The organism is Rhizobium grahamii (assembly GCF_009498215.1).
Taxonomy (GTDB): domain Bacteria; phylum Pseudomonadota; class Alphaproteobacteria; order Rhizobiales; family Rhizobiaceae; genus Rhizobium; species Rhizobium grahamii_A.
In genome coordinates this window covers 1,069,434-1,091,779 of record NZ_CP043498.1, presented here as the reverse complement: position 1 = coordinate 1,091,779, position 22,346 = coordinate 1,069,434, and the positions used below count along the sequence as shown (strand labels likewise).

At 58.7% G+C, this 22,346-nt stretch carries 22 protein-coding genes and 2 tRNA genes; 13 read left to right on the top strand and 11 right to left on the bottom strand.

The window, feature by feature from the left end:
• Positions 1-375 precede the first annotated feature (375 nt).
• From FZ934_RS05475 to FZ934_RS05460, 4 genes are all read right to left on the bottom strand, one after another.
• On the bottom strand, positions 376-1,632 hold the full coding sequence (locus FZ934_RS05475; protein ID WP_153270236.1) for an OmpP1/FadL family transporter: 1,257 nt from the start codon (positions 1,630-1,632) through the stop codon (positions 376-378).
• A 404-nt stretch (positions 1,633-2,036) separates the two neighbouring features.
• Positions 2,037-4,880 (bottom strand): valine--tRNA ligase, encoded by a 2,844-nt coding sequence (locus FZ934_RS05470; protein ID WP_153270235.1) that lies wholly within the window; start codon positions 4,878-4,880, stop codon positions 2,037-2,039.
• A gap of 118 nt (positions 4,881-4,998) precedes the next feature.
• Positions 4,999-5,877: a PopZ family protein gene (locus FZ934_RS05465; protein ID WP_153270234.1), complete on the bottom strand. Its 879-nt coding sequence runs from the start codon at positions 5,875-5,877 to the stop codon at positions 4,999-5,001.
• A 208-nt stretch (positions 5,878-6,085) separates the two neighbouring features.
• On the bottom strand, positions 6,086-6,748 hold the full coding sequence (locus FZ934_RS05460) for a protein-L-isoaspartate O-methyltransferase family protein (protein WP_153270233.1): 663 nt from the start codon (positions 6,746-6,748) through the stop codon (positions 6,086-6,088).
• Between the two features lie 395 nt (positions 6,749-7,143).
• Between FZ934_RS05460 and FZ934_RS27755 the strand changes: the two genes are divergently transcribed.
• Positions 7,144-7,290, top strand: coding sequence for a hypothetical protein (locus tag FZ934_RS27755; RefSeq protein WP_194273762.1), 147 nt, complete (start codon positions 7,144-7,146; stop codon positions 7,288-7,290).
• Between the two features lie 172 nt (positions 7,291-7,462).
• A tRNA-Cys gene (locus FZ934_RS05455) sits at positions 7,463-7,536 on the top strand.
• Positions 7,537-7,681: 145 nt separating this feature from the next.
• On the opposite strand, the gene FZ934_RS05450 is transcribed toward FZ934_RS05455, so the two are convergent.
• The gene (locus FZ934_RS05450) at positions 7,682-8,218 is read right to left on the bottom strand and encodes a hypothetical protein (protein ID WP_153270232.1); all 537 of its coding nucleotides are present in this window, start codon (positions 8,216-8,218) and stop codon (positions 7,682-7,684) included.
• A gap of 240 nt (positions 8,219-8,458) precedes the next feature.
• On the opposite strand from FZ934_RS05450, the gene FZ934_RS28405 reads away from it, so the two are divergent.
• The gene (locus tag FZ934_RS28405; protein WP_281409923.1) at positions 8,459-8,590 is read left to right on the top strand and encodes a hypothetical protein; all 132 of its coding nucleotides are present in this window, start codon (positions 8,459-8,461) and stop codon (positions 8,588-8,590) included.
• Between the two features lie 83 nt (positions 8,591-8,673).
• On the opposite strand, the gene FZ934_RS05445 is transcribed toward FZ934_RS28405, so the two are convergent.
• The gene (locus FZ934_RS05445) at positions 8,674-9,135 is read right to left on the bottom strand and encodes a BA14K family protein (protein ID WP_153270231.1); all 462 of its coding nucleotides are present in this window, start codon (positions 9,133-9,135) and stop codon (positions 8,674-8,676) included.
• 199 nt (positions 9,136-9,334) lie between these two features.
• On the opposite strand from FZ934_RS05445, the gene FZ934_RS05440 reads away from it, so the two are divergent.
• Positions 9,335-9,976 carry a DUF47 family protein gene (locus FZ934_RS05440; RefSeq protein WP_113361629.1) on the top strand — a complete coding sequence of 214 codons (642 nt, stop codon included), beginning with the start codon at positions 9,335-9,337 and terminating at the stop codon, positions 9,974-9,976.
• A complete protein-coding gene (locus FZ934_RS05435; RefSeq protein ID WP_153270230.1) occupies positions 9,976-10,980 on the top strand; it encodes an inorganic phosphate transporter in 1,005 nt (334 codons plus the stop codon). Before FZ934_RS05440 ends, FZ934_RS05435 begins: the two co-directional genes overlap by 1 nt.
• On the opposite strand, the gene FZ934_RS05430 is transcribed toward FZ934_RS05435, so the two are convergent.
• Positions 10,953-11,276: a hypothetical protein gene (locus FZ934_RS05430; protein ID WP_153272371.1), complete on the bottom strand. Its 324-nt coding sequence runs from the start codon at positions 11,274-11,276 to the stop codon at positions 10,953-10,955. The two genes, FZ934_RS05435 and FZ934_RS05430, sit on opposite strands and share 28 nt — an antisense overlap.
• Positions 11,277-11,393: 117 nt before the next feature.
• Between FZ934_RS05430 and FZ934_RS05425 the strand changes: the two genes are divergently transcribed.
• Positions 11,394-11,468, top strand: a tRNA-Asn gene (locus FZ934_RS05425).
• Between the two features lie 257 nt (positions 11,469-11,725).
• On the opposite strand, the gene FZ934_RS05420 is transcribed toward FZ934_RS05425, so the two are convergent.
• Complete coding sequence (locus FZ934_RS05420) at positions 11,726-12,040, bottom strand: hypothetical protein (protein ID WP_153270229.1); 315 nt, start codon at positions 12,038-12,040, stop codon at positions 11,726-11,728.
• 341 nt (positions 12,041-12,381) lie between these two features.
• On the opposite strand from FZ934_RS05420, the gene FZ934_RS05415 reads away from it, so the two are divergent.
• A complete protein-coding gene (locus tag FZ934_RS05415) occupies positions 12,382-12,603 on the top strand; it encodes a hypothetical protein (RefSeq protein WP_153270228.1) in 222 nt (73 codons plus the stop codon).
• Complete coding sequence (locus FZ934_RS05410; RefSeq protein ID WP_153270227.1) at positions 12,600-13,451, top strand: hypothetical protein; 852 nt, start codon at positions 12,600-12,602, stop codon at positions 13,449-13,451. Before FZ934_RS05415 ends, FZ934_RS05410 begins: the two co-directional genes overlap by 4 nt.
• A 309-nt stretch (positions 13,452-13,760) precedes the next feature.
• On the opposite strand, the gene FZ934_RS05405 is transcribed toward FZ934_RS05410, so the two are convergent.
• Entirely contained in the window at positions 13,761-14,102 is a 342-nt protein-coding gene (locus FZ934_RS05405) for a hypothetical protein (protein ID WP_153270226.1), read from the bottom strand.
• A gap of 304 nt (positions 14,103-14,406) precedes the next feature.
• Here FZ934_RS05405 and FZ934_RS05400 point away from each other — a divergent pair, with 304 nt between their 5' ends.
• The 4 genes from FZ934_RS05400 (at position 14,407) to FZ934_RS05385 (ending at position 19,420) form a co-directional block, all read left to right on the top strand.
• Positions 14,407-15,852 carry a cryptochrome/photolyase family protein gene (locus tag FZ934_RS05400; protein WP_153270225.1) on the top strand — a complete coding sequence of 482 codons (1,446 nt, stop codon included), beginning with the start codon at positions 14,407-14,409 and terminating at the stop codon, positions 15,850-15,852.
• Positions 15,849-17,180: an NAD(P)/FAD-dependent oxidoreductase gene (locus FZ934_RS05395; RefSeq protein WP_153270224.1), complete on the top strand. Its 1,332-nt coding sequence runs from the start codon at positions 15,849-15,851 to the stop codon at positions 17,178-17,180. Before FZ934_RS05400 ends, FZ934_RS05395 begins: the two co-directional genes overlap by 4 nt.
• Positions 17,177-18,019 carry a DUF1365 domain-containing protein gene (locus FZ934_RS05390; protein WP_153270223.1) on the top strand — a complete coding sequence of 281 codons (843 nt, stop codon included), beginning with the start codon at positions 17,177-17,179 and terminating at the stop codon, positions 18,017-18,019. Before FZ934_RS05395 ends, FZ934_RS05390 begins: the two co-directional genes overlap by 4 nt.
• A 147-nt stretch (positions 18,020-18,166) precedes the next feature.
• Positions 18,167-19,420 carry an SAM-dependent methyltransferase gene (locus FZ934_RS05385; protein ID WP_153270222.1) on the top strand — a complete coding sequence of 418 codons (1,254 nt, stop codon included), beginning with the start codon at positions 18,167-18,169 and terminating at the stop codon, positions 19,418-19,420.
• Between the two features lie 82 nt (positions 19,421-19,502).
• Here the strand turns inward: FZ934_RS05385 and FZ934_RS05380 are convergent, their stop codons facing one another.
• Both FZ934_RS05380 and FZ934_RS05375 read right to left on the bottom strand, forming a co-directional pair.
• Positions 19,503-20,336, bottom strand: coding sequence for an SDR family NAD(P)-dependent oxidoreductase (locus FZ934_RS05380; protein WP_153270221.1), 834 nt, complete (start codon positions 20,334-20,336; stop codon positions 19,503-19,505).
• Between the two features lie 99 nt (positions 20,337-20,435).
• A complete protein-coding gene (locus tag FZ934_RS05375) occupies positions 20,436-21,071 on the bottom strand; it encodes a ChrR family anti-sigma-E factor (RefSeq protein ID WP_153270220.1) in 636 nt (211 codons plus the stop codon).
• Between the two features lie 232 nt (positions 21,072-21,303).
• Between FZ934_RS05375 and FZ934_RS05370 the strand changes: the two genes are divergently transcribed.
• Positions 21,304-22,341, top strand: coding sequence for a cysteine synthase A (locus FZ934_RS05370; RefSeq protein ID WP_153270219.1), 1,038 nt, complete (start codon positions 21,304-21,306; stop codon positions 22,339-22,341).
• Positions 22,342-22,346: the final 5 nt, after the last annotated feature.

The following is a 22,346-nucleotide window of genomic DNA, read 5'->3' as shown; positions in this document are numbered from 1 at the left end:
GAAAAGAACCGTTGTGGAGTGCTGAACCTGGGCGAAGTCTTCCGGCTGAATCGGCATGCAGCAACGGCAAAGAGGTGCTCGCAGCGTCGCCGCTGCCACCCTTTCCGCCAAGCCTGCCTGCACTCAATGAAAAACGACCCATATTACTCTTTACGCGCACCCTACGCCTGTCATTCCCTCGCCCGACATTACCGCTGCGCTTCGTTTGTGGCGGGAAATGGACAATTTGCCCTGAACCGTATCTTACGCGAATGGCGGTAAAAAACTGTTGCTGAATCGTCACAAAACGACACGCCGGGCCAGCATACTTAACGGTCTGTACATAAAGAAAAGCCCGGCTGTAGGCCGGGCTTTCTAACGCTGATCTTCTGATGGTCAGAACTTAATCTTGATGCTGGTCGAGATGGCTGCGATTAGATCGTTGCCAAAGGAGTAGGTAACGTCATCGCCGTAGGTAATACCATCCTTCACGATCGTTCCGGACTCACCGCTCGTCATCACGCCCAGAGCACCGGCAAGCCGCCACTCGACGTTTTCGACGGGGCTGTAGGACGCGCCGACGCCGACCATCCAAGTGTCGGTCTGCGAGCCGTAGCCATCGCTGGTACCGCGGTCCCAGGTCAGGCTGACGGCACCGCTCCACTGATCGTTGAACTTGTGACCAACGCCGCCGGTGACTGTCCAGCCGTCACGATAAGCGAGATCAAGCGATGCCAGACCGCCCACTGGGCAAGCACCGGTCGTCGGGCAGAATGGCACAGTCTGGAGAACGCTCCAGTTTGTCCACTTAACAGAACCGAACGCGAGCCAATCTGGTGCAATGCCGCTTTGGACCTTCAACTCCAAAGAATCCGGAGCTTCTGCTGAACCAGAGACCGGTACAACTGTGCCGTATGGCAGACCGTTCAACGGGGCGACAGGCGCGGTTATCTGCGTCAAATCGACGGTACCCGTCAAATTATCGTATTTGACACGACTGTTGTACACGAGACTCGCACGCAACGCGTACTCGGGAATTTCATATGCTACGCCCGCGCGCCAACCCCAGGCTTCATCACTCAGGTCCAGCCTACCGACGCCAGTACCTGTGCCAAAAGCAATCGGAAGAGTAGATGCCAGACGTGTCTTAAAGCCCTCCACTTCTTGATAGAAGGTGCCGCCGATCAGCCTTAGCTGGCCGGGGCCGACATCGAACTTGTAGGAACACGTTGCCCCGTAGTTGCGGGTCGTGATCTTTGTTTCAATGTTATTGTTTGCGCCTGCCCAGTTTATGCCAGGGTTTATATGCGCTCCGAATGGCTCCGAGTAGTCAACCAAGCAATCAACGTCGCCGTACCCAGCCTTTAATCCGAAATACGGCACCGCGTAATCTTCGGTCTCATCCGCCGAGTGGGAACGACCATTAAGGTTGCCGCCCCCAGTGCCAAAGCTGGTGTCGATGTCTTGCACGTTCTTCAGCTTGCGCTGCGGCATGACGTAGATAACGCCCGACTGCACAGAGAACTGCGACGCATCGAACAGCTGGTCGATATTATAGCCACCGCGATCGAGACCACCCGCTAGGGATGGCTGAGCCAGTGATGGAAGCAATGCAAGCGACACCGCGCCTACTGAGACTACACGAGATGCCAAGGTGTCTCCCCCACTCAGGCAATTTACAATGGTGCGACTGTGCAGACGAACCCTGCAAATGGCAACTTGGTGAGACCATGTGATTGAAAAGTGAGCTAATGGATGATTTACGTAAGCAATTGACGGGCACGTCAAAATTTTCGGGTTTTAGAATAATGTTTCCCAACTCTGGGGATTATCTCATTCCTGAGCACAATCGTTCCCCCCGCAAAGGCTTCTGTAACCCTTAGACAACACTTTTTCTTTTCGAAAAAGGAAGGTGGAAAACCGAAGAAAACCAAGCAAAACGATGGCGAATGGGTTCGTCGAGGGGCGTTTTGGTGCCCGTTTGGTTCCATCGCAACAAAAAGGGCGCCTGATTCTCACCAGGCGCCCAAAGAATTTTATACTACCAAGCGTTGATTTTATGCCGCTTCGGCTACACGCGAGAGTGCAGTCCGAAGGCTCGCGATCTGGCTCTGCAGCTCTTCCAGACGCTCACGTTCGGCAGCGACGACCTCGGGGTTGGCGTTGGCGACAAACTTCTCGTTCGACAGCTTTCCGTTGATGCGCGCGATCTCGCTATCGGCCTTGGCGATTGCTTTCTCGAGGCGCGCCTTCTCCGCGGCCAGATCGATCAACGTGCCGAGCGGCAGGCAAATCGTCGCTTCCGCGACAACGATCTGTGCGGCTCCCTTAGGGGCCTCGTCAGAGAGCGAGATACCGTCGACGCGCGCCAATCGCTTGATCGCAGCGTCGTGCCGAACGAGGCGTTCGCGCGTCAGGCTGTTTGCGCTGACGACCACCAGCGGCGCAACCGCTGATGGCGGCACGTTCATCTCGGCGCGGACAGAACGGATGCCGGAAACGAGGTCGACCAGCCAGTTGATCTCGTCCGCTGCGGCGTCGTCGGCATAGGAGGGCGCCGGCCATTCCGCGTGGCAAACCATCGTATCGCGCTCGATACCCTCGCCTGCCGTGTGCGCCCAGAGCTCTTCCGTCATGAATGGCATGAACGGATGCAGGAGCTTGTAGATTTCCTCGAGAATATAGGCGGCGCATGCCTGCGCCTCCTTCTTGGCGCCCTCGTCGGTGCCGCTGAAGACGGGCTTCAGAAGCTCGAGGTACCAGTCGCAAACCTGGTTCCAGACGAAGCGGTACAGCGCACCGGCCGCGTCGTTGAAACGGTAGGATTCGAGGGCTTCCGTAACGTCACGTTCCGTACGGGCAAGTTCCGTCAGGATCCAACGGTTGATCGTCAATTCGGCGGCTTCGGGCACGAAATGCGGATCGCTCTTGGCGCCATTCATCTCGGCGAAACGCGTCGCGTTCCAGAGCTTTGTGCCAAAGTTCCGGTAGCCGGCGATACGAGCCGGGTCCAGCTTCACGTCGCGTCCCTGGGCGGCCATGATCGCCAGCGTGAAGCGCAGCGCGTCGGCGCCATACTCGTCGATCAGTTCCAGCGGGTCGATGACGTTGCCCTTGGACTTCGACATCTTCTGGCCGTTCTTGTCGCGAACCAGCGCGTGAACGTAGACCGTGTTGAAGGGCTCGACCGGAACGCCGTCTTCGTCCTTCATGAAGTGCAGGCCCATCATCATCATGCGGGCGACCCAGAAGAAGATGATATCGAAGCCGGTGACCAGCACGTTGGTCGGATAGTAGCGGGCCAGTTCAGGCGTCTTGTCCGGCCAGCCGAGCGTGGAGAACGGCCAGAGCGCCGATGAGAACCAGGTGTCGAGAACATCCTCGTCACGTGTCAGGATTTCGCCGGGCCTGAAGTTCTCCAGCAGATCCTCGACGTAGGCCTTCATCGGGCCTTCGTGCGAGAGATAATGCTGGATCGCCGCCTGCAGAGCTTCCTCTTCGGTCTTTTCGACGAAGACCTGACCGTCCGGGCCGTACCAGGCCGGGATCTGATGGCCCCACCAGAGCTGGCGGGAAACGCACCACGGCTGAATGTTTTCCATCCACTCGTAATAGGTCTTGTCCCAGCTGCGCGGAACGAGCTTGGTGCGGCCCTCGCGAACGGAAGCGATCGCCGGCTCGGCCAGCGTCTTGGCGTCGACGTACCACTGCTCGGTCAGACGCGGCTCGATCGGAACGCCGCCGCGGTCGCCATGCGGAACCATGTGCTTGTGCGGCTCGATCTTGTCGAGCAGGCTTGCCTCCTCGAAGATGCGGACAATGATCTTGCGCGCCTCGAAGCGGTCCTTGCCTTCGAGTTCGTCCCAGGCGCCATGCAGGGCCGCAGCGTCAGGAATACCTTCGAGGAAGTCCTCGTTGTCCTTGATCGTGATGCGGCCATCGACGGTCAGAATATTGACGACGCGCAGACCTGTGCGCTTGCCGACGTCGAAGTCATTGAAATCGTGCGCCGGCGTCATCTTGACGGCGCCCGTGCCGGCGGTCGGATCCGGATATTCGTCGGCAACGATCGGAATACGGCGACCAACAATCGGCAGGATGACGTGCTTGCCGACCAGCGGCGCGTAGCGTTCGTCCTTCGGATTGACGGCAACGCCGGTATCACCCAGCATGGTTTCCGGGCGGGTCGTCGCAACCACGATGTAGTCGCGCGTTTCCCATTCAGTCGCCTTGCCTTCTTCGTCGAAGGCGATCGGGTGCTGGTAGGTAACGCCGGGTTCCAGCGGATAGCGCAGGTACCACAGGTTACCGTTGACCTCGTGCTGCTCGACCTCGATATCCGAGATCGCGGTCAGGAGCTTCGGATCCCAATTGACCAGGCGCTTATCGCGATAGATTAGCCCTTCCTTGTAAAGCGTTACAAAGACTTCAAGAACGGCAGCGGAAAGACCCTCGTCCATTGTGAAGCGTTCGCGCGACCAGTCGCAGGACGCGCCGAGACGCTTCAACTGGTTGAAGATGAGGCCGCCCGATTCAGCCTTCCATTCCCAGACCTTCTCGATGAACGCTTCACGACCCATGTCGCGACGGCCCGGAAGCTGCTTCTCCATCAGCTTGCGCTCGACAACCATCTGGGTGGCGATGCCGGCGTGGTCCATGCCCGGCTGCCAGAGCACGTCCTTGCCGCGCATGCGCTCGAAGCGGACCATCACGTCCTGCAGCGTATTGTTCAGCGCGTGGCCCATGTGCAGCGAGCCGGTGACGTTCGGCGGCGGGATCACGATGGTGAAGGTCTCGGCGCCCGGCTTTGCATTGGCGCCCGCACGGAAGGCGTCCGCCTCATCCCATTTTGCAGCGATTTTCGGTTCAACGGCAGCGGAATCGTAGGTCTTGTCGAGCATTTGGGGACCAAAATCTGGAGGTTCTTAGATGCGGGTTGTAAATAGGATGGCTACGGGCAAGTCAATAAAAAAGCCGCCCCGGGGACCGGAGCGGCTTTTTGAGAAAAGGCGTTTCCGATCAGCGGCGGGGGCCGCGTGCCACACGTTCGATCTCTTCGCGCACGAGTCGCTCGACCAGGGTCGGCAAGTTGTCATCCAGCCACTCGCGCAACATCGGGCGCAGCATGTCTTCCGCGATCTCGTCGAGCGAGCGACGCTCGACACCATCGATGGCGGCAACAAGCTCCTCGAACGAGCGGGCGATCTGGAGCCCAGTGTCAGCCGACATCAACGATTGTTGCGCGGAAGAAGCGACCTGCGGCAGGATCTCGTTCGACAGGGCGGAAGCGATGGCATCGACGACCGGCTCCGCGACGGGTGCTGCAGGAGCAACCTCGACAGGCGGCAAGGATGCGACGACGGGCGCGATGTCCTCGTAGGTTGGAACGGGCTGTTCCAAAACGGCCTGTGGAGCAGGCGCGGCGATCGGAGCGGGCGCTACGAACGGCGTCGGCTCGACGACCGGGCGCTGCAATTCGACCGGCGGCTGCGGAGCTTCGAACATATGGGTCGGGACTTCCGTCTGGCGGAATGCAGGGGGCGCTTCCCGCAGCTGGGCGGTATTTCGTTCGGACGCGGCGCGAACCCGTGCGGCTACATCGGCGAGCGACATGGCGCGCTCAGGCGCTTCCACCAGTGGAGCAGAGCCTGCGGAATTCGCGGCAACGAAGCGAGGGTCCGGCTGTGAGACCGGCTCGGGAAACTCGACAGCGGCGTAGGCCTGATCGACCGTCAGATGAATGTCGGAGGCGCGCTCGTCTTCCTCGGCAGCATAGACCGGCGGCAAGGCATTCGACAGCGCCCTGCCCGCACCTGGCTCATTGCTCTCGATGATCTGTCGGATCGACGCGAGAATCTCTTCCATCGACGGTTCACGCGCTACGCTTGGCTGAGCCATATTTATCCCCGTTATCAAGCAAACGACCGGATTGCGTGGATGGGCATCCGAATCACCCAGACTTTAGGATAGCGAAACGAGGAAAAAAATCAGCGCGAATCAAATGACTGGCGCCATGCACAGCTTTCTCGAAGGCTGCCGAGGACGGTCCCGAAACAAAAACGGGCGCCAGTGGCGCCCGTAAAACGGCAAGAAAAGACAGCCGCTGTCAGAATACGAACTCGCGCGCCTTGGCGAAGCCCGGCAGTGGCTTCACGGAGGCGTTGAAATAGACGTTCTCCGAGATCGCTCCGCGCTCGCTGGACAATACCGTGGCGCGTGCGGAACCGCCCTGGCCATGGACCGTCACCAGGCGCCCACCGTCCCGCAGCTGCGACAGCAGCGCCTGCGGAAGTTCCTCGACAGCACCGTTGACGAAAATCAGATCGTACGGCGCGCCGGTCGTGTTGCCCGCGTTCAGTGCGCCGGTAGCGACCGAGACGTTCGGGTAGCTGGAGAGGTTTGTCTTCGCCGTGGCGGCAAGCTCTTCGTTCTGCTCCAGGGCGACAACCGAGCCAGCGAGCATGGAAAGAATCGCCGACACGTAACCGGTGCCACAGCCCACCTCCAGAACGACGTCATCTTTCCTGATCTCGGCGAGCTGAAGAAGCTTCGCAAGCGGCGACGGCTGCATCAGGTAACGGGCCGGCTGGCCGTTCGCAGCAGGACAGATTTCCACGTCGTTATCGACGTAGGCCAGCGTCTTGGATTTTTCCGGGACAAACGCTTCGCGCGGAACGGTCAGAAATGCCGTCAGCACGGAATGCGAGGTGACGTCCGTCGTGCGAACCTGATTGTCCACCATGTTGGCGCGCGCTGTATCGAAATTCATATTGTCCTCTCGCCAGTCGAAAGCGGTTCTGTCTGCTCGTCTCTTAATCTCGGAAAACCCGCCTTTCAAGGCTTGGCGACCATCCACGGCAAGAATTAGGGGATGCATGGCAAGCGAGGCGGTATCGAGCCAATCCTTCGTGGCATATAGCAACGCGCTGTGATATTATTGCAACCGGAGGAAAAGGAGGAAAATATCATGGCTGCGATCACAGAACTGTTTTCGCTCTTCGATTTTCTCATAGTAACGGCGCTCGTCGGCATCTTTTGCTGCGGGCTGCTCGACAGAGAGACACGATAAGCGGACACACGGGACAACTGAAACGGGAACGTTCAGGTAACTGTCAGCTTCGGGGTGAATTATAGCCATTCCTAAAACGCACCAAACGGGCTGGAATGGTGAATAAATCTACTGCGATCGGCGGACTTTTCGTCTGCACATTCCTCGTCATCATTCTCCTGATTCCCCTTGTCGCCGCGACCGCGCCGCATGTCACCACAAACGGCATTTCGCCTATGCCGTCGTTGCAGCGTATCGACTGAATAGAAGCGATTTTCAGCTGCCCACCCTGACCTGGCGTGGCATAGCTCTCTGCCGAGATCGCTCTCCACAGAACGCGTTCAAAATGAGCGAGGTTTTTCCACTAAGCCTCTTGCGCTGAATTTCTATTCATTCTAAATGCCGCCCAACGCTTCGGTTGCTCCGAAGTTGTGAGGCCTCGTGGCGGAGTGGTGACGCAGAGGACTGCAAATCCTTGTACCCCGGTTCAATTCCGGGCGAGGCCTCCAAATTTTCTCACCGACAGAGAGATGTGCTGACCAGATCCGACGGTGGTTTCGGTGCGCATATCGCATTCACCCTGCCGTACAGCCCTTGCCTTTCTCCGCGTCCAAATTGAATGAGGCGGACAAACCCGCCTCGCCTTTCATGATTTCATCGCGCCAGGGCCCGGCGCGCAATGCTTGCCGCGAAAAGTGGCGTTTCTCGGCGGTTATGGTCACCGCCCGCAGCCTGGCGTGCTTCAGCCGCTTGCTCGAAGCTTTGACCGTGCTGCTTGATAAAATCCATGAATACGTCAGTCGGATGTGACGTGACGCGGTTCGTGTAGCGCGTGCGTCCGCCGTCGAGCGGTTCTGCAATCAGTTCCCAGATGACGTTTACCTGCGTCCGGCCGACTGGCGTGAACACGTCGGAAATCGAGTTCATCCTGCAATAGGATGGTGTGGCTTCTTCAGCGACATAGTGCTGGACGACAAGGCCGGTGCCGATCATCTCGACATTGATCGACATCCGACGACCGTCATCGGTCGTGGTGTTGCCTGCGGCTATGTGATCAGGTGGGCAGCAGCGAAGATATTCCGCTTCCGGCAAATTGAAGAGCCAATCAGCAATGTCGACCTTTTCAAAGGGAATGTCGATATCGGCGGTGTAGGCGGATTGCGAAAGCATCTTCTCATTGAGAATTTTCATTGGCTTCTTCCTTCGATCGTAAGAACAGGACGGCTGTTCTGCTCGAGGAGAAAACTGGCTGCTGTGCCGACGAACCTCAATTACACTTGGGTTTTCAATCGGCTATCCCTATGTCTAGGATGTGTCTTCCCGTGCAATCGCCCCTTGGAGACCATTCAGGCCAACCACTGGGTTGCACCCGAATGCGCTAACGTGCGAGACCGGCACGCAGTTCAGCTGCAGCAAGAAAAGAGAAATGTCGTGAAAACTGACGATGTACCCGAACCAGGACGGGGAACGCGGATAATCATTCTTATCGCCATGGTGCTGGCTGTGGTGACTGCGGTTGGCGGCTTTGTCGCGGTCTACAGGGCAACATTTGTCACCTTGTGACCTGCGTAGCCGCACTAATCCAGCAAGTGGAAAGCAAAAGCGGTCGCGTGAATCTCGCGACCGCTGTACTTGATCCCCTCCATTTACGGGCCGATGCACTGCCGGCGCGGGCCGTAATATGGTTGGTATGTGTTGTCGTAAGCGCGGTATGAGCGATAACGGCTGTAGCACCAGTCGGCATGGGATCCGGTTGCCCGTACCCGAGGCTGTTGCGACGCGATGATACCGCCAATGAGCGCACCGGCAGCGAGCCCGCCGATCAGGGCGCCAGCGCCATTGTCATGATCGTGGTAATAGCGTCGACCGTAGTAACGGTCGCCATAGTACCGATTTCCGTAGTATCGATCGCGATTATAGCGGTTGCCATACCTATAGCCGCCGCAGCGGTAGATTTCGCAACGCGAACGATGGCTGTTGGCACCGGAATCGCCAAAGCTGCCTCTGCTCTGAGCAGAAGAAGGATCGCGAGAATTCTCGGCCAAAGTGGGCGTGAAGCTCGCAAGACCTGTCGCGATCGCCAGAAAAATCGTCGCCAGACGTTTCATTTCGTACCTCTCAAACCGCAATCGACCCATCATGCTTGCAGGAATAACGCGCTGATCTGCCGCAGGTTCCTGCCGCAAAAAGCGTTTCGCGCCTTTGGACAAGGCAAGAAAGAATCGGACAACTCCCTTTGTGACACTTTTATTGCAGCGCCTGCTATTTTATGACGAGCTTCGAAAAAGTTCTCAACGGATGGATTGAATGCTCAGCTGGTTTCGCAAACTTCTGCCTCGGGAAGACCGATTCTTCGACCTCTTCGCCCAGCATTCGCGCACCATTGTCGGTGCAGCGGAGGCTTTGAACGAACTGCTTGCGGGCAAAGACACCGACCGCCATTGCGACCGCATCGTCGCCCTGGAGAACGAAGCGGACGACATCACGCGCGAAGTGCTGCTCGCGGTACGCCGCAGCTTCATCACGCCATTCGACCGGGTCGATATCAAGGATCTGATCCAGTCGATGGATGACGCGATCGACATGATGCACAAGACGGTGAAGACCATCCGCCTGTTCGAGCAGAGGGAATTCGATCCGCGCATGCAGGAGATGGGAACCGTGATCGTCCAGGCGGCGCATCTCGTGGCCGAAGCCATCCCGCTTCTCAACAGGATCAACGCCAATGCGCCGCGCCTGATGGCAATCGCCGAGGAAGTGACGCGGGTCGAGGGACGGTCCGATGAGTTGCACGATCGCGGGCTGAAGGAACTGTTTCTCCGTCACGGAGCATCGAATGCAATGGCCTATATCATCGGCAGCGAAATCTATGGCGAGCTCGAGAAGGTCGTCGATCGCTTCGAGGACGTTGCAAACGAAATCAGCGGCATCGTGATCGAGAACGTCTGATGGACGCCACCCTCGCCTTTCCGCTGCTCGCGGCCCTGATCGCGATCGCGCTGTTCTTCGATTTCCTCAACGGCCTGCATGATGCTGCCAATTCGATCGCAACGATCGTGTCGACGCGCGTGCTGCGACCGCAATATGCCGTCGCCTGGGCCGCGTTCTTCAACTTCATCGCCTTCCTGTTCTTTGGCCTGCATGTCGCCGAGACGCTCGGCACCGGCATCATCGATCCGGCCATCGTTTCGCCGCTGGTGATCTTTGCGGCGCTGATGGGCGCCATCATTTGGAACATTGTCACCTGGATCCTCGGCATCCCGTCAAGCTCCTCCCACGCGCTGGTGGGCGGCCTGGTCGGTGCCGGTCTCGCAAAGGTCGGTTGGAGCTCCATCGTCTGGAGCGGGCTTCTGAAGACGGCCGGGGCGATCGTGATGTCGCCGATGATCGGATTTCTGCTGGCGCTTTTTCTGGTGCTCGTCGTCTCGTGGCTGTTCGTGCGGCAGACGCCCTTTGCGGTCGACCGCACGTTCCGCGTCCTGCAGTTCGCGTCAGCGTCGCTGTATTCCCTGGGGCACGGCGGCAACGACGCGCAGAAGACGATGGGAATCATCGCGATCCTGCTCTACTCGCAGGGCTATCTCGGCGGCAGCTTTCACGTCCCTCTCTGGGTCGTCCTGTCGTGTCAGTCGGCCATGGCGCTCGGCACGCTGTTCGGGGGCTGGCGCATCGTTCACACGATGGGCTCCAAGATCACCCGCCTCAATCCCATGCAGGGCTTCTGCGCGGAAACGGGCGGAGCGCTGACGCTCTTCGGGGCCACATGGCTCGGCATTCCCGTTTCGACCACGCACACCATCACCGGTGCGATCGTTGGCGTGGGTGCCGCACGTCGTGTCTCGGCCGTACGCTGGGGCCTCGCCGGCAATATCGTCATCGCCTGGGTCATCACCCTGCCGGCCGCTGCGTTGATCTCAGCGGCGTTCTACTGGGCTGCTGCCCTTTTCAACTGATGAGGGGCGGGCTTCCGCCTCTTTTGCCACCAGACGGAGAATCGCCGCCGCATCCTGCGCGCCACATGCAGGTCGTGGGACAGGACGAGGACGCCGAGCGGCACCATCCAGAATCCGAGAACCGGTAAAAAACCCAGACAGCCGCCTGCGACAAGCAGGCCGCCGACCGACAATCGCGCCGCGCGCGACTGCGGCAGGGGTATCCGGACAGAGCCCATGACGATCTGCCGCGTCGAATGATCGATGCCAAAGCGCCTGGATGTCTGTTTTTGCGTGTTGTCGTTGCTCTCAGTCATCCACAGGAGATGGGGATAACCACAATGAATGCAAGGAGATGTCATTTTTTTGAAAAAACCGCTTGGCAAATCGAGCAAGCATTTGTATTAGCCCACTCACACCGCGGCGAGCGGTGATCCCTGGTAGCTCAGCGGTAGAGCATTCGACTGTTAATCGACAGGTCGCCGGTTCGAATCCGGCCCGGGGAGCCAAATTCTGGAGGGTTGCGCTGATAGCGCGACCCTCTTTTAATTTAGGTCTATCAATGATTTGGCAGGCACCCTTACTGGGTCCCAATACGCCCTCTCACCCTCCCCTTGCGATATCGGTTACATTTTGGGATACATTTCGGACTACAAACTGCGAGGTCAGGTTCCCATGCCTTCCGACGACATCGCAAAGTACGTGGTGAAAACCCCGCCAACGGAAAATATCGCTACGCGCGATCTGCTCGACAGCCAGGCCCGCCTCACGCATGGGGGCAATGCACTGACTGAGCACGTCCGGCGCCATTGCCACCAGCTGCTGCTTGGTCACCACGGGCGCAAAGCCAAACCGATCCGGGCTGAGCGTCATAACCACCTCTTTTTTTTGGGGAAGAGCTGCGATCCGCACGTGCGGCAGCCTGGGCATTCGTGAATTCGGAATAGTTGATGACTGGAGCATCCTGCGCATCCGCCAAAGCCTCGGCGATGATGCGGCGCTCCTCTTCGGCTCGCTTGGCTTTCCAGTCGTAGAGCTTCGCGAGGAACCCGACTGGGACACCCTCCAGGCCACCTTCCATGCGCCGATCCTGCCAGGCGGGTTGCCCGCCGTCGTGCTCGTGGGCACCCCCCATACAAACCAGCAACCCAGGCAGCGAACGCCGACCGGCAACTTGCGGATCTCCGCAGCTGTGGTGACGATCCGAACAAACGGCGGAAGATCGCGTGGCTGTACGCCGACCACATCGAGGCTGGCGCGAGCAGCATCATCGGTAACTACAAAGAGGTGGACCGCGTCACTCACTCGGCAGCCTCCAAAACGCCAAAGAGGCTCGCGCCTTCGGGCGCCATCTGCATCTTCGACTGCAGGAAGTCGCCGCAATACATCAGGCGGCTCCATGCAGAGTTGTGGATAGGTAGGTTGACGCCGATGCCACAATCCCGGGTGGGTGGTATTTTGCACCATCGACTATCAGGGCAGCAGCGGCATGTGGCGCAAGTTTATCAACGATTTTTAGGCAGCAGCGACGAGCAGGAAGATTTCAACCAGTCCGCCCGTCTTTGGTTTAGGATCACGCTGTTGTTTGTCAGCCTGACCTTTATCTTCTTTATTTGTGGGGCCTCGCTGTCCTTGCGCAGGTGAACGCCCTCGAGAAGCAGCAAGCAGCGCAGGCCTTCGCGCCATTCTTTCTCGGTGCTGCAGGCTTCGTCACCTTTTGCGGTGCAGTATGGCGCGGCAAGCTTAACTCGGAACAGATCAAGCAACAGATACGGCAGAACAATTCAAACGACGATGCAAACTATGCCAAACTGCTGCAGGAAGGCGCCAAGATGCTCACTGAAAAGGGCGACCGTGCGCACCTTCTTGCAGGCATTGCGACTCTCGAACCGGTCCTTTCTGATCCGCAAAGGAGGTTCTCGCAACAGGCTATGGACGTCATTGGCGACTATATCGCAACGAACCATGCCAAGGCCGGAGATCGGATAATCATGGCTGGTATTAGGGCTATGGGCATAGGTGTTAAGGCAGGCGTAAGATCTACGCTCAACCCGGGGTTCAAGAAAAATGAAACCGACGCTAAGGATTGGCTTGCTGCGCCGGGATTTGCGTCCCAGCGCATCGAAGGCGGACGTTTTCGAGGAAAATTCTATGAAACTATCCGCAACGAACCCCACCTTCGGTTTGATAATGTTCGTTTTGAGTATTGCAGAAAGATCGGGGACCACACGTTCACCAGCTGCAACTTTGTGAGTTGCAGCTTCGCGACGTTTGATGAAGACCACTTTGCACTCAACAAGTTTGATACCTGCGATTTCTCGGGCTGCATCATCACGTCCGGCGCTTTCGGGGACATCACGCAGGCAACCGATCTGAAAGATCGAGGGAACTACTTCTTCGATGACGATCCACCAGTGAAGGAAGGAATCGTAGACTGGAGTGTTTTCCTCAACGCAAAAAGCCGCCGGAAGCACTCGCAAGAAGAGCTTTGATCTGGTTCTCATCACGCCGCCCCCCGCTGGGGCGAGATGCTGATCTTCGCCGCCAAAATTGGTCGATCGCAAAGGCCCAAAAGCGCAACCGATTCTCGATCGCTGTGAAAGGGAGTATCTTGCGGCGAAGCTCAAACAGGAAAACAGGGGCGGCAGCCAGCTTGAGCGAGTGCGAAAGTTGATGGGAGCCACAGCCTAAATTTTAGGACTACTTTTTGGCCCGGGGAGCCAGTTTCAAAGGCCTGCATTGAAAAATGCAGGCCTTTATTTATTTCACGATATCAAACGCATCCGGTGCCGTCAGCAGTGCTATTTCTTGCGTGCCGGCTTCTTCGGCGGCGGTGGCGGCGGCGTCAAAGCGCCTTCCGCGTAGCAATAGCCGGCGACCGAGCCTTTCGTCCGGAAGAGGAAGCCCTGCCCTTCAGCATGCCATCTGCAGGTCAGAGAATTGGCATCCCACGCGATAACCTTGACGTCGTTGATTCCCTTACCGGCGTAATAGGCTCCGGGATTGCCCGTCAGCTGCCATCCGGTCGGCGGTTTCACTGTCCATGATACGGCTGTTGGGCCGCCGTCCGTTTCCTTGATGCCGAAGTCCGGCGTCTGGCACCGTTTGGTGGCGGGATCGCAGGTCAAGGTGGTGGTCGCCATTTGCGGGGGAGATTCTTTGGCTACAGTCGTACAACCAGCCAAACCGAGTGCGAAAACGCCGGAAACAAACAGGACGCGATACGCCATAGACCTACTCCCCCAACAATATCTGCGTTCATGCTACTATAATCGCGGGCTCGGCGGCGCTCCTCCGTTCGAGTGATCTGCCTCCTCCAAGAGTCCACTTGAAACCTTTTGTGCCTGCGGCGACGTTCGTTTCCGGCTGCCCATACAACTGAAACTTTTGATCCACGCGCATCGTACCTTCGTATCAGACAAGAAGCAGCATGACGGGGAACGGGCATTGGCGGATAACGGGAAAAAACCGATCATCGTATGGTTTCGCAAGGATTTGCGCCTCGATGACAACCACGCGCTGCAGGCGGCCTGCAGCAGCGGCAAACCGGTCATTGCCCTCTATATCCGCGAACCCGCCTCGGATGGCACATCAGCGCTCGGTGCAGCGCAGGAATGGTGGCTGCATCACTCCCTCGACGAACTGAACAAATCGCTGAAGGCGCTCGGCGGGCAGCTTCACCTTGCAAGCGGACGGGCAATCGACGTTCTGTCGGACCTGTTATCGGCAAGCCTTGCAGATACTGTCGTCTGGAATCGCCGCTATGATCCACCCGGCATCGCCATTGACGAGCGATTGAAGCTAGACCTGCAAGAGCGAGGCGTAGAGGCGCGGAGCTTTGCGGGGCAGCTGCTCCATGAACCTTCCAGGCTTCTCACCGGCAGCGGAACGCCGTATCGGGTTTACACGCCCTTCTGGCGGGCACTGGAGCGCGCAGGCGAGCCGCCTCGCCCGATCGATGCGCCAACCAAGATCCAGTTCGCTTCCGTTTCAGGCACGGGTGAAGAGCTTTCATCCTGGAACCTGCTGCCGACCAAGCCGAACTGGGCGCGGGAGTTTGCCGATATATGGCACCCAGGCGAGGATGCTGCCCGGGAACGCCTTCAAGATTTCATCGATGACGGCCTGAAGGGGTACAAGACGGATCGGGATTTTCCGGCCAAGCCATCGACGTCGATGCTGTCTCCCTACTTGACACTGGGGCTGATCTCCCCGGCAAGGATCTGGGAAGAAACACGAGGAACCCGTCTTCCGGTCGCCGACATCGTCCATTTCCGCAAGGAGCTGGCCTGGCGCGAGTTTTCCTACCACCTGCTCTATCACTTTCCGAAATTGCCGTACGAGAACTGGAACGATCGGTTCGATGGCTTCGAGTGGCATAACGGGAGCGCGCATTTCCATGCCTGGACCACCGGTATGACCGGATATCCGATCGTCGATGCCGGCATGCGCCAGCTCTGGCGCCACGGCTTCATGCACAATCGAGTGCGAATGGTGGTCGCTTCGTTCCTCATCAAGGACCTGTTGATCGACTGGCGCCGCGGTGAGAAGTGGTTCCGAGACACCCTCGTCGACGCCGATCCTGCAAGCAATGCCGCGAGCTGGCAGTGGGTTGCCGGGTCGGGTGCCGACGCTTCCCCATTTTTTCGCGTTTTCAACCCGGTGCTTCAGGGGGAGAAATTCGACCCTGACGGCGACTACGTTCGTGAGTTCGTTCCGGAAATCGCGGCTCTCGGGGACAAGTACATCCATCGCCCGTTCGAAGCCCCGGCTGGCGTGCTTGAGAAGGCCGGTATCGAGCTCGGCAACACCTACCCTAAACCCATCGTCGACCATGCTGCCGCCCGTGACAAGGCCCTGAAAGCATACAGCGCCGTAAAGGATGCAGCATGAACGCGCATTTTCCGCAGCCCCTGCGCAAGTTGAAAGTGGCGATCATCGGTTCCGGTATCTCAGGTGCCTCGGCAGCATGGGCCCTCAATTCACTGCACGACGTCACGCTCTACGAAAAGGCAGAGCGGACTGGCGGACATACGGCAACGGTCGATGTCGACTATGACGGCGTCCAGATTCCCGTCGATACCGGCTTCATCGTCTATAACGAGCCGAACTATCCCAATCTGACAGCGCTGTTCCGGGAACTGGGTGTCGCGACACATGCGAGCGACATGAGCTTTTCGCTGTCCCTCGACCACGGAAAGCTTGAATGGGCCGGGGGCGGCCTTTCCTCTGTATTCGCTCAGACGCGCAATCTGCTCAGTCCGTCCTTTCTCCTGATGATCCGGGAAATTCTCCGCTTCAACCGCACGTGCCTGCGGGATCGCGATGCCGGGCACCTCGCCACCCGCTCGATCGGCGACTATCTCGATTGGCGCGGCTTTTCGCCGGGGTTCACCAACAACTACCTGGTGCCGATGGCCGCGGCGATCTGGTCGACCCCGGCCACCAAGATGCTGCAGTTTCCAGCCGAACACTTCGTGAATTTCTTCGACAATCATCGGCTGATCTACTCACGGCAGCATCAATGGCGAACGGTGACCGGCGGCAGCCGCAATTATCTCGACAAGCTGCTGCGGCCTCTCGGCGATCGCGTAAAGACCGGGCGCGGCGTGAGAAGCGTCATCCGTGACGAGACGGGCGTGATTGTCATCGACGATGCCGGGACCGAGTCGCGTTTCGACAAGGTGATCTTCGCCACGCATAGCGACCAGACGCTTAGAATGCTGGCACAGCCCACGGGCCAGGAAGCGAAAATTCTGGCAGCCGTCCCCTACCAGCCCAATCGCGTCGTTCTTCATCGGGACGAGCGGCTCATGCCGAACCGGCGCAAGGTCTGGGCTTCGTGGAACTACCTTCGCTCCAGCCATGCCAATGGCAATGCCGCCGTTGCCGTGACCTATTGGATGAACAGGCTGCAGGGGATCGACAATCGCTTTCCGCTGTTCGTGACACTCAATCCCGACCGCGAGCCTGACGCAAGCAAGGTCTTCGCCGAGTTCTCCTACGAGCATCCGCAGTTTTCCGCCGAGAGCGTTGCGGCACAGAACGCCCTCAGGGCAATCCAGGGGCAGAGCAACAGCTATTTTGTCGGCGCCTGGATCGGCTACGGGTTCCATGAAGACGGCCTCGTATCGGGCCTTGCCGCCGCGGAAGCGCTCGGCGCCAATCTGCCCTGGCGACAACATCGGTCGATCAGGCAAGATGCGGATAAAGCAGCATGACGAAGCGAGGCCGGAGACAAGGTGTCGGCATGACCGCGAACGGCTCTCCGCCCGAGGCGGCGGCCACCCTCTATGTTGGCGACGTCATGCATCAGCGGATGAAGCCCTTCGGCCACCGTTTTCGTTACCGCGTGTTCTCGTTGGCGATCGATCTCGATCGGCTCGACGAGGCAAACCGCGGCTCCGTCCTGTTTTCGGTGAACAGACCGAACCTCGTCTCGTTCCACGAATGCGATCATTCCGATAACCAAACGACGCGCGCTCATGCGGACGAGTTGCTTGCGCATGCGGGCATCCGAGCCAGTCGCATCATCCTTGTCTGCTACCCGCGAATATTCGGTTACGTCTTCAATCCGCTATCGGTTTATTACGCCTATGACGGCGCTGGGCAGGTCAGCGCGCTGATCTACGAGGTGCGCAACACCTTCGGCGAGCGTCACAGCTATGTTTGTCCCGTCGATCACGGGCAGGCATCCGAAGCAGGCATTCGGCAAGCGTGCGACAAGCTCTTCCACGTCTCGCCATTCATCGTAATGGAGATGCGCTATCATTTCCGGATGTTGCCGCCCGGGAGAGAACTTCGCTGGCGTATCCTCGAGACAGACAAGGACGGACCATTGCTCGCCGCGACCTTCGCTGGGCAGCAGGTATCGCTAACGACAGCCGCACTCGCTAGCCTTCTGCTCAGGCTGCCCTTCCTCACCGTCAAGATCATGGCCGGAATCCACTGGGAAGCCCTGAAGCTCTGGCTGAAGGGCGCGCGATATATTCGCCGTCCACCCCCTCCGCCGCCTCATAGTGTCGTTCAATCAGAGCAGATACCGGATGCAGCGGAGTGAGGACGCGATGAAAGGGAACCCGACCCTGCTTGAAGAAACGATTTTCGTTTTTGGACAACGTGCGATAGCGTCAGAGACAATCGCCGGGGGGTGGAACATCAAGAACAATATCGTCCTTAACCGGCAGCGACGCCGGAGGAACAGACCATGACGAATTCGGGAACCGTCGGCGGAACGTCCGCCACGCTTCTGAGCAAGGAGAATATTGCCGCCCTCGCCAAGAACCTGCCCTGGCGCGTGCGCCTGGTCCTGCGCGCCTTGCTCGGGATGCAGAGCGGATCTCTGACGATCGTATTTCCAGATGGGCGAACCGTTCTTGCCCAGGGGATTTCTCCGGGCCCCGAGGCATTGCTTCGCTTGAAAAACTGGAACATCGCCTATCGGTCGCTCGCCACAGGCACGATCGGGGTGGCCGAGACCTATATGGACGGTGACTGGGACAGTCCTGATATCGCTGCTTTCCTCGAGCTGTTCCTCGTAAACGCCGATGCCGCCAAAACCTATGCCGGCGGTCAGGGCAGCGTCATGCGCCTTGTCGAGCGAGTCAGGCATTGGATGAACGCCAACACGCGTGCCGGCTCGCGCCGAAACATCGCCGCACACTACGATCTCGGCAACGATTTCTATAGCCAATGGCTCGACCCGACGATGACCTATTCGTCGGCGCTCTATTCGACGGGTGCCAACGACCTACAATCGGCCCAGCACGCTAAATACCGTGCCTTGGCCGAAGCAACCGGGATCAGGCCGGGCGACCATGTACTCGAGATCGGATGCGGCTGGGGCGGTTTCGCTGAATTCGCCGCAAGCCAGCTCGATTGCCGCGTCACCGGATTGACGATCAGCAAGGAACAACTGGCCTTTGCGCAACAACGCATCCAGAAGGCCGGTCTTGCCGATCGCGCCGAATTCCGGTTGCAGGACTACCGTGACGAAACAGGGCAATACGACAGCATCGTTTCGATCGAGATGTTTGAAGCCGTCGGAGAGAAGTACTGGCCAGCATATTTCTCGAAACTGCGACAGTGCTTAAAACCCGGCGGCAAGGCCGGACTACAGATCATAACCATTCGGCCGGAAGCCTTCGACGAATACCGCAGCAATCCCGATTTCATCCAGAGATACGTGTTCCCGGGCGGCATGCTGCCGACGCGTGATCATCTCGCGGATCTGGGAAAGAAAGTGAACTTGTCACTGGTCAGGGACTTCGGTTTCGGGTTAGACTACGCCCGCACGCTCGCTGAGTGGCGCGAGCGGTTCTGGTCCGTTTGGGAACGTATTCGCCCGATGGGCTTCGACGAGCGGTTCAAACGGCTCTGGGAATTCTACTTGTTCTATTGCGAAGCCGGCTTCCGCGCCCGAAACATAGACGTCCGCCAGGTCGTCTTTTCGCGGAGCTGACGAGAGTGGGTGGCGGACAGATCGGGCAGCTGACCTCCTGTCCATTCCGCCACCTGCCTCGTCAATGGCGAGCAGCCGCCAACTATTCGGCAGGGTGCGGCGTCACCGACCGGCGACCACCGGCAAGCGGGCGGTCCCGCCAGCCTGTCGAACGATTGATCAGCCGGAAGTACAGGCCGTAAGGCACCAGCTTCAGAAGCTTGAGCGTATAGGTAAAGCGCTTCGGGAAAGTAATTTCAAATCGCTTGGACTTCAGTCCGGCGGAGATTTCCGCGGCAGCCTCTTCCGCCGATATCAGCGACGGCATCGGAAACTCGTTCTTGCGGGTCGCTGGCGTATCCACGAAACCCGGTGTCACGACCTGAATACGGATTCCCATCTTGTCCAGATCGAATTTCAGGCTTTCGGCCATGTTGATAAGGGCGGCCTTCGTCGCTCCGTAGGCGGCACTGGTTGGCAGGCCTCCATATCCAGTGACCGACGAAACGATCGCGATCTGTCCCTGCCCCTTCGCCTTCATGTGCCGAACGGCCGGGATCAGGCAATTGACAACGCCCTGGACATTTACGGCAAAGCTTTGCTCGAAATCGTCACGCTTCAATTCCTCAGCGTGGACCGGCAGATAGACGCCTGCATTGAAGATCGCCAGCGCAAGCGTGCCGTGCTCGTATTCGATGGAAGCAAGCACATGCTCCATGTCCTCAGGATCGGTAACGTCGCCGTCGAGAACAACGATGCTACCTGCGAGGCCGTTCGCCTGTGCCTGCAGTTCAGCAAGCTTTTCATGGTCGCGGGCTGTCACTGCAACCCTGTACCCCTCTGCCGCCAACTGCAAAGCCAGCGCCCGCCCGATGCCGGAGCTTGCGCCCGATATCCAGACAATTCCGTGTTCAGGGTGGGCAATAAAATCGTGCATGGCGCAATTCCTCCGGCTTTCGCATCAACGTCGAAATTCATCCGGAAGTTCCTCGCAACCTCCCGGGGACATGCTCCTATCACGCTATTGTGGCTGCTTTCAGCCGATCAGATCGCCCAGCATCTGTCGGAACGATCCCGTCAGCTTGATCGGCGCGTCGAGCACCGAAAGCGCGATGCAGGGACGGTCTTTTTCGGCAACCGGACGATGATCGACGGTTTCGTCCGCCACTGAAATATCGCCTGGGCCGAAACGCGCCCGGCCATCGGAGAAAGCGCCATCGAGGACGAGCGTCAACTCCATGCCCTTGTGGGTGTGGGCCGGAAGCGATCGGCCCGGCCTGATCCACATCAGGCTGAACTCGAAACCATCGGCATCGATCGAATACTCCTTGAAGCCGGGAAGCTTGGTCTTCCAAGGAACCCCATCCGCGTCGAAGCCGACGAAGCGGCGCAGCGAAGCAGGAAACACGCCCGAGGACATGAAAGCCGGCGCCGGCAAGGGCGCAGCCGAGGCAAAGATCTTGGACAAACGGCCATCGCGACCATCGATGGCGGCAAGCTCGATGTTCTCGAGCGCCTCTCCGGCCAGACATTCCAGATCCCAGACCAGCGAGCGGTTGTCGGACTTCATCTCCAGATGACATTCGACAAGTACGCGCACCGGCTCCGGGAGGGAGCCGGCTACATAATGCGCCATCAATGCATCGACCGTGTCGATATGTTGAGAAACCATGACGGTTTTCGGTCGTGTCCGCTTTCGTGATTGCTTTGTCGTCGTCCATACGATGAAAGTCAATCGCTGGATCAGCGTGGGTTAAGAGTACCATCCGGTTCGGGGTTTACTTGCACCCGGAGGTGTATTTTTGTCGCGGCACGCAGAGGCATGGAATAGCATTTCTTGCCAACCCAGCCTTGTGAAGGGAAAAGACCGTTCTTAAACTAAGCGTTTGAAAGAGGCAGATTCCATGACCGTCCACCCCTCAGTTCTTCAAGCTATCGGCAACACACCTCTGATCAAACTGAAGGGGGCCTCAGACGCAACCGGCTGCACGATCCTCGGCAAGGCGGAGTTTCTGAACCCGGGCCAGTCGGTCAAGGATCGCGCGGCGCTTTACATCATTCGCGATGCAGAGCGCAAAGGGCTGCTGAAGCCGGGCGGCGTGATCGTCGAAGGCACGGCCGGCAACACGGGGATCGGACTGACGCTGGTCGCGAAGGCGCTCGGCTACCGAACGGTGATCGTGATTCCGGAAACGCAAAGCCAGGAAAAGAAGGACGCCCTGAAACTGCTCGGCGCGGAACTGGTCGAGGTTCCGGCGGTTCCCTACAGGAACCCGAACAACTATGTGAAGATTTCGGGCCGCCTGGCCGAGCAGCTTGCCAAGACCGAGCCGAACGGCGCGATCTGGGCCAACCAGTTCGACAACGTCGCCAATCGGCAGGCTCATATCGAAACGACGGCGAAAGAGATCTGGAACGATACCGAAGGCAAGGTCGACGGATTTATCTGCTCTGTCGGCTCCGGCGGAACACTCGCTGGCGTCGCCGCCGGCCTGAAGGGCTTCAACAAGGACATCAAGATCGGTATCGCGGATCCCGACGGTGCCGCGCTTTATGAGTTCTACAAGAATGGCGAACTGAAATCGTCGGGCTCCTCCATCACCGAAGGCATCGGTCAGGGCCGCATTACGGCAAACCTCGAAGGTTTCGTTCCTGATTTCGCCTATAACATCTCGGACGCCGAAGCCTTGCCCTTCGTGTTCGATCTCGTCGAAAACGAAGGCCTGTGCCTCGGTGGCTCGACCGCGATCAACATTGCCGGCGCGGTCCGCCTCGCCAAGGATCTCGGCCCCGGCCATACGGTCGTGACGATCCTCTGCGACTACGGCAACCGCTACCAGTCCAAGCTCTTCAACCCTGACTTCCTGACGTCGAAGGGCCTTCCGTTGCCTGCCTGGCTGACATCGACGTCCGATATCAAGATCCCCTACGAACCAGCGTGAGACCA